We start from the raw sequence: 7,147 nt of genomic DNA, 5'->3' as shown, positions 1-7,147 counted from the left end.
CCCGCGCCCGGCGCATCGTGACGTCCTCGCCGCCGAGCAGGATCTTGCCGCCGGTCGGCAACTCAAGCCCGGCGATCATGCGCAAGGTAGTGGTCTTGCCGCAGCCCGACGGTCCGAGCATGACGAAGAACTCGCCGTCCTCGACGACGAAGTTGGAATCCTGCACGGCGACGAAATCGCCGAAGGCTTTCCTAAGATGTTGGACGCGGATTTCGGCCATCGTCCTACTCCGGGAATTTCGAGACGATGATGAACATCAAGGTGCCTGCAAGCATGGTGATGAAGGAATAGGTGTAGAGCGACAGCGCGAAGGGCTGGAACAGCATCAGGAAGCCGATGGCGATAATAGCGGTGGCGATGTTCTCCAGCAGGCCGCGCCTTGCCCAGCGAGGCCATGAGGAGCGCTTGGAGACAACAGTGCGGCTCATGCGACACCGCCTTCCTTCTCCCCGTTCACGGGGAGAAGGTGGCCCGAAGGGTCGGATGAGGGGCGGCGCAAACGCCCCTCATTGAGACATATGTCGGCGCTGGCCCTCATCTGCCTGCCAGCATCTTCTCCCCGTGAACGGGGAGAAGGGACGCTGCCCCAGCGCTGGTTCCACACTTGCTGACTGTTCATCATTTGCGCACCGCGCCGAAGGTGATGCCGCGCAAGAGCTGCTTGCGGAGCAGGATGGTGAAGACCAGGATCGGCACCAGGAAGATCGTCGTGCCCGCGGCCACCGCCGGCCAGTCCTGGCCGCCCTCGCCGATGATGGTCGGGATGAAGGGCGGCGCGGTCTGTGCCGTGCCGGAGGTCAGGAGCGCGGCAAACGCGTACTCGTTCCAGGCGAAGATCAGGCAGAAGATGGCGGTCGCGGCGATGCCGGTGGTCGCCTGCGGCAGCACGGTGCGCCAGAAGGCTTGCAGCCTGGTATAGCCGTCGATCATCGCCGCTTCTTCATACTCGCGCGGGATCTCGTCGATGAAGCCCTTGAGCAGCCACACGGCGAGCGAGACGTTGACCGCGGTGTAGAGCAGGATCATGCCGAGCGCGGTGTCGGAGAGGCCGATCTCGCGGTACATCAGGTAGATCGGGATGGCGACCGCGATCGGCGGCATGAAGCGCGTCGACAGGATGAAGAACAGAAGGTCGTCGGCGAGCGGCACCTTGAAGCGCGAGAAGCCGTAGGCCGACAGCGTGCCGAGGAACACCGCGCAGAAGGTCGAGCCGAAGGCGATGATCAGCGAATTGACGAAGCGCGGCAAGAAGTTCGACGGCCCCGCGATCACCATGTTGCGCTTGCGCACCGTCTCGTCGCAGAAGCCGGTCGCCGGTCCGAGCGAGTTGATGTATTCCGGCGTCTGCCGGGTGCGCGTCGTGAACAGGTTGCAATACCCCTCGATGCTCGGCTGGAACACGATCTTCGGCGGATAGGCGATCGAATCCGGCGGCGTCTTGAAGCTGGTGGCGAAGATCCACAGCAGCGGCACGATCGAGATCAGCGCATAGGCGACGATGATCGTGCCGGCGACCAGCTTCGAATTCGCCGAGGGCGCGACGACGGAATGGGCTGATGTCAGGCTCATCTCTGCTTCACCTTGTTGAGCGCCTTGACGTAGATGTTGGCCAGGCCAAACACGGCGACGAACAGGATGATGGCGAAGGCCGAGGAATAGCCGGTGCGCCAGCTCTCGAAGGCCTGCCGCTTCAGCGTGATCGACGCGACCTCGGTGGTCGAGCCCGGCCCGCCGCCAGTCAAGAGATTGACCATGTCGAACATCTTGAAGTTCTCGATGCCACGGAACAGCACCGCCAGCATGATGAAGGGCAGCGCCATCGGCAGCGTGATCGACCAGAACTGGCGCCAGTTGGAGGCGCGGTCGACCTCGGCCGCCTCGTAGATGTATTCGGGGATCGAGCGCAGGCCGGCGAGGCAGATCAGCATCACGTAAGGCGTCCACATCCAGGTGTCGACGATGATGATCGACCACGGCGCCAGGTCGACGTTCGACAGCATTTGCACATTCGTCGGCGGAATGCCGGTGACGAAGGAGATGACATAGGAGAACAGGCCGATCTGCGGCTCGTAGAGGAAGCGCCAGAAATTGCCGACCACCGCCGGCGACAGCATCATCGGCACCAGGATGATGGTCGTCCAGAAGGCGTGGCCGCGGAACTTGCGGTCGATCAGCCAGGCCAGCGTGAAGCCGATCACCGTTTGCAGGAGGATGGTCCAGAAGACAAAATGCGCCGTCGTCTGCATGGCGATCCAGATGTCCTGGTCGGTCAGGATGCGCTTGTAGTTGGCAAGCCCCAGGTTCTTCACCACCTCGTTCGGGCGGTTGGCGCGGTAGTTGGTGAAGGACAGATAGATCGCCCAGAACAGCGGGAAGATGTTGATGGCGAGCAGCAAAAGGATCGTCGGCGAGATGAACAGCCAGGCGAGGCCCTTGTCGCTGATGCCCCGGACCCGGCGGGCCAACGGCTCCGGCGTGGCCCGGGCAACGTTGTCCGCAGTCCGATTGAGCATGGTCAGTCCTGCATCGGTCACTTGGATGTCTCTGCGATGGAATTTATCTGAACTGCGTCCCGTGCCAAGGGCGGCACGGGACGCTGCGGTCTGGCCCGGGAGGAGCCTTACATCTTGCCGTCGTCCTGGAACACCTGCGTCCAGTCCTTGACCAGGCCGTCGAGCGCGTCCTTGGCCGAACCCTGGCCGGCCACGACATAGTCATGGAAGCGCTTCTGCGAGGCCTGCAGCAGTGGTGCGTAGCTCGGCTCGGCCCAGAAGTCCTTCACGATGGCCATCGAGTCGAGGAAGGTCTGCGCATAGGGCTGGCTGGCCGGGAACTTCGGGTCCTTGACCACCGCGTTAAGGCAGGAATAGCCGCCCAGCGACCACCACTTGGCCTGCACGTCCTTGTTGGCGAACCACTTGATGTATTTCAGCGCCGATTCCTGTTTGTCGGAATAGGAGACCACCGAGATGCCCTGGCCGCCGAGCTGGGCGAACTGGTCGCCGTCGGGACCCTTGGGATTGGCGAAATAGCCGATCTTGTCGCCGCCGACATTCTCGTCCTTCTGCAGGCCAGGCCAGGTGAAGGCGAAGTTCATGTGCATCGCCACCTGGCCGGATTTGAAGGCGTCGACGCCTTCGCCCATATAGCTGTTCGAGGCGCCGGGCGGGGTGCAGCAATCATAGAGCGCCTTGTAGAACTCCAGACCCTTCACCGACTTCTCGGAGTTGACGAAGCCTTCCATCTCGTAGGGCTTCTTCGGATTCTCATACTGGAAGCCGAAGCTGTAGAGCACGTCCATGGCGCCCATGGTGATGCCTTCCGAGCCGCGCTCGGTATAGATCGAGGCGCCATAGACCGTCTTGCCGTCGATCTCGCGCTTCTGGAAGAATTCGGCGACCTGCTTCAGCTGATCGAAGGTCGCCGGCGGACCGAGATCCCAGCCGTACTTCTCCTTGAATTCCTTCTGCAGCTCCGGCTTGGAGAACCAGTCCTTGCGGTAGGTCCAGCCGACGACGTCGCCCATGGCCGGCAGTGCCCAGTAGTTCGGCGTGTTCTTCGGCCATTCCGAATAGCCGACCACGGTCGCCGGCACGAAGTCGTCCATGCTGATCTTCTCCTTGTCGAAGAAGTCGTTCAGCTTGACATAGTGGCCGTTCTCGGCGGCGCCGCCGATCCACTGGCTGTCGCCGATTATCAGGTCGCACAATTTGCCGTGCGAGTTGAGCTCGTTGAGGAAGCGGTCGGCATAGTTGGTCCACGGCACGAACTCGAACTTCATGCCGATGCCGGTTTCCTTGGTGAAGTCCTTGGACAGTTCCACGAGTGCGTTGGCCGGGTCCCAGGCGGCCCAGCAAAGCGTCAGGTCTTCCGCATGCGCGGCGTTCGAGACGGCGGTCGACGCGGTGATCGCCGAGGCCAGACCCAACGCCAGTTTCAAGGTCGATTTCATGCCTTCCTCCCATTTGCGAAACGCGTCCGGATGACGGTTTCAAGAGCCCTCAACCCCCGCTCCTCCGGGGGCCTAAACGTGACGGTGCGCTGAGCGCCGGATGTTTAGTAATTTGTTTAGTGATGCTCTTTTTACTAAACAACGCAAGCGAATTCGTTGCTGCGCCGCAACATGGCGGAAGGCACGCTTGAAATCGTTGGAAAATAACCGCCGACCGTTCCGGCCGTTCGTTGTCAGCCCGCTTGCTGCACGGTCTTCGAACTCACCGTCACTGGCCGGATCGGCGGCGCCGGCGGCAGCAGGGCGCGGATGTCGGCGAAGGGGAAGACCGGCTCGAAGCGGAAGGCTTCGGCAAGCGCACCCGAGGCGCCGTTGCATTGGCTGGCGCGGAAGGCGTTCAGCGTCCGCGATGCCTCGACGAAGCGCTCGGGGTCTTGCGAGCGATGCGCCCGGATCGCGTCAGCCTTGATCCCGGCATGGCCGGAGATGTCGACGTAATGCGTCGGCGAAAAGCCGGTGCCGCCAAGCGTATCGGCATGCAGCACCGGCACCGCGAACGATGCCGCGATGCGCACGCCGTCCGACAGCGCACGGTGGTCGCCATGATAGTCGTTCGGCGCATGGGTGATGGCGAGATCGGGCTTCACCTCGCCGATCAGCGTCCTCAGCGCGCCGATCAGGGCGGCGTCGGCCACGAGCGCCCCGTCGGGAAAGTCGAGGAAGCGCGGGACGACGCCAAGCAGCCCTGCCGCCGCCGTCGCTTCCTCGCGGCGCGCGCGGGCAAGGGTTGCCGGAGCGCCCTTGCCGCCCTTGGCGCCGTCCGTGGCTATGGCGAAAGTCAGTTCTGCGCCTAGCGCGGCATAGGCGGCCATCGTACCGAACATGAATATCTCAATGTCGTCCGGATGCGCGCCGAGCGCCAATACTTTCACTCTTCTCTCCCCGGAAATGGAAAAACGTGCCGAACGGAATCCTGCTCGCCCTGCTCGCCTATGCAAGCTATTCGGGCAGCGATGCCGTTATCAAGAGCCTGGGCGGACAGTTCACCGTCTTCGAGATCGGCTTCTTCGTCACCTTGTTTGCCGGCTGTCTCCTTTTCTTCACCCGTCCGGCAAACGAGCGTTGGCGTGATTTCTGGCGCATGAAGCGGCCATGGGCCGTGCAGGCCCGGGCCTGGTGCGGCATCGCCTCCGGCGTGCTCAGCGTCTACGCCTTCACCCACATTCCGCTGGCCGAAGTCTACGCGCTGATCTTCCTGGCGCCCCTGCTGGTCACCGTCCTGTCGACCGTCATCCTGAAGGAAAAGGTCGGCCCGTGGCGTTGGCTGGCCGTGGTCGCCGGCTTCGCCGGAGTGATGCTGGTGGTGCGGCCAGGCTTTCGCGAATTGAACCTTGGCCATCTGGCCGCCTTCGTGAATGCCTTTCTCGCCGCCACCAGCGTCATCCTGATGCGCTCGCTTGCCCAGCAGGAGAAGCGCACGTCCATGCTCGGTGTCCTGGTTGGCTACGGCCTGCTGTTCAACGGAGCTGGTGCCGCTACCGCCGCCTTCGCGTTGCCGAACCCCGTGCAGTTCGCCTGGCTGGCCATGGCCGGCGCCTTCACCGCCGGCGGGCAACTGATGCAACTGCTCGCCGCCAAATACGCGCCGGCCAACCGCATCGCGCCGATGCACTATTCGCAGATTGTCTGGGCCGTGATCCTGGGCGCGCTGTTCTTCCACGAATATCCGGACGTGCTGTCGCTCATCGGCCTCGCCGTAGTCGGCGCCTCCGGCTTGCTCACCATGGTGCGCGAGGAGGTGCGGCTGGGCACGGTGCGCTGGAATCCATTTTCGCGCATCAGGCTTTGAGGTGGCCGTCAGCGCGTTGTTGCGTGCTGGCCATGGGCGCTGATATGCGGGCGTGATGAAGACCAACCCCTTGCCGGAGCTTCCGGTCTCCGCCGTGCTGCCGGCTCTTGGCGAAGAGCTGGCGACGAAGAGCAGCGCCGTGCTGGTGGCGCCGCCCGGCGCCGGCAAGACGACTCTGGTGCCGCTGGCGCTGCTCGACGCGCCGTGGCTCGGCGCGGGCAGGATCATCCTGCTCGAGCCGCGCCGGCTCGCCGCTCGCGCCGCCGCCCGCCGTATGGCCGAGTTGCTCGGCGAGGAACCCGGCGGAACCGTCGGCTATGCCATGCGCATGGAGAACCGCACCTCGGCGCGGACGAAAATCCTCGTCGTCACCGAGGGTGTTCTCTCGCGCATGATCCTCGACGATCCCGAACTGCCCGGCGTCTCCGCCGTCATCTTCGACGAGTTCCACGAGCGCTCGCTCGACGGCGATTTCGGCCTGGCGCTGGCGCTCGACGTGCAGGGCGCGTTGCGGCCGGACCTGCGCCTGCTGGTCATGTCGGCGACGCTCGACGGCGCGCGCATGGCCAGACTCTTGTCAGGCGCGCCGGTGATCGAGAGCGAGGGCCGCGCCTTCCCGGTCGACATTCGCTATGACCAGCGGTCGCCGGGCACGGCGATCGAGGACGCCATGGCCATGGCGATCCGTACGGCGCTTGCCGAGGAAAGCGGCAGCCTGCTCGCTTTCCTGCCCGGCCAGCGCGAGATCGAGCGCACCGCAGAGCGGCTGCGGGATCGCATCAGTGCCGACACGGACATCGTGCCGCTCTATGGCCAGCTCGACAACAAGACGCAGGACGCGGCGATCAGGCCGTCGCCGCCGGGCCGCCGCAAGGTGGTGCTGGCGACCTCGATCGCCGAGACCTCAATCACCATCGACGGCGTGCGCGTCGTCATCGATTCCGGCCTGTCGCGGCTGCCGCGCTATGAGCCGGCCAGCGGCCTGACCAGACTGGAGACGGTGCGCGTCAGCCGGGCTTCCGCCGACCAGCGAGCCGGCCGCGCCGGCCGCACGCAAGCAGGCGTGGCCATCCGGCTGTGGCGGGCCGAGCAGACCGCGGCACTTCCCGCCTTCACCCCGCCTGAAATCCTCGAGGCCGATCTTTCCGGCCTGCTGCTCGACTGCGCAGCCTTCGGCGTCGCCGATCCCACGAGCCTGTCCTTCCTCGATCTGCCACCGGTTCCGGCGCTCAACGAAGCGAGGGCCTTGCTGGTCGCCCTGCATGCCATCGACGACGCCGGGCGTCTCACCGACGCCGGTGCCGCCATGCGCAAGCTCGCGCTGCCGGTGCGGCTTGCCCATATGG

The 7,147-nt window shown here is 64.5% G+C and carries 8 protein-coding genes; 2 read left to right on the top strand and 6 right to left on the bottom strand.

All coding sequences use genetic code 11. The annotated features are described in order from the left end of the window. From EN745_RS25680 to EN745_RS25655, 6 genes are all read right to left on the bottom strand, one after another. A partial coding sequence (locus EN745_RS25680) for an ATP-binding cassette domain-containing protein (RefSeq protein WP_145992128.1) occupies window positions 1–220 on the bottom strand: 220 nt, incomplete at its 3' end. 4 nt (window positions 221–224) lie between these two features. Next, entirely contained in the window at window positions 225–428 is a 204-nt protein-coding gene (locus EN745_RS25675) for a hypothetical protein (protein WP_126056828.1), read from the bottom strand. 190 nt (window positions 429–618) lie between these two features. Further along, window positions 619–1,569: a carbohydrate ABC transporter permease gene (locus EN745_RS25670; protein ID WP_126056827.1), complete on the bottom strand. Its 951-nt coding sequence runs from the start codon at window positions 1,567–1,569 to the stop codon at window positions 619–621. Continuing rightward, a complete protein-coding gene (locus EN745_RS25665) occupies window positions 1,566–2,513 on the bottom strand; it encodes a sugar ABC transporter permease (RefSeq protein ID WP_126059255.1) in 948 nt (315 codons plus the stop codon). The genes EN745_RS25670 and EN745_RS25665 overlap by 4 nt, the downstream gene beginning before the upstream one ends. Before the next feature lie 107 nt (window positions 2,514–2,620). Continuing rightward, window positions 2,621–3,952, bottom strand: a complete 1,332-nt coding sequence (locus EN745_RS25660; protein WP_126056826.1) for an ABC transporter substrate-binding protein — start codon at window positions 3,950–3,952, stop codon at window positions 2,621–2,623. A gap of 233 nt (window positions 3,953–4,185) precedes the next feature. Further along, a complete protein-coding gene (locus EN745_RS25655) occupies window positions 4,186–4,884 on the bottom strand; it encodes a PIG-L deacetylase family protein (RefSeq protein ID WP_127422563.1) in 699 nt (232 codons plus the stop codon). Window positions 4,885–4,910: 26 nt separating this feature from the next. Here EN745_RS25655 and EN745_RS25650 point away from each other — a divergent pair, with 26 nt between their 5' ends. Both EN745_RS25650 and hrpB read left to right on the top strand, forming a co-directional pair. Further along, the gene (locus tag EN745_RS25650; protein WP_127422562.1) at window positions 4,911–5,801 is read left to right on the top strand and encodes a DMT family transporter; all 891 of its coding nucleotides are present in this window, start codon (window positions 4,911–4,913) and stop codon (window positions 5,799–5,801) included. A gap of 55 nt (window positions 5,802–5,856) precedes the next feature. Then, a partial coding sequence (gene hrpB / locus EN745_RS25645) for an ATP-dependent helicase HrpB (protein ID WP_127422561.1) occupies window positions 5,857–7,147 on the top strand: 1,291 nt, incomplete at its 3' end.

Origin of the sequence: Mesorhizobium sp. M4A.F.Ca.ET.022.05.2.1 (assembly GCF_003998845.1) — a bacterium.
In the GTDB taxonomy this organism is placed as follows: Bacteria; Pseudomonadota; Alphaproteobacteria; order Rhizobiales; family Rhizobiaceae; genus Mesorhizobium.
This window is presented reverse-complemented; position numbering and strand designations above follow the sequence as displayed.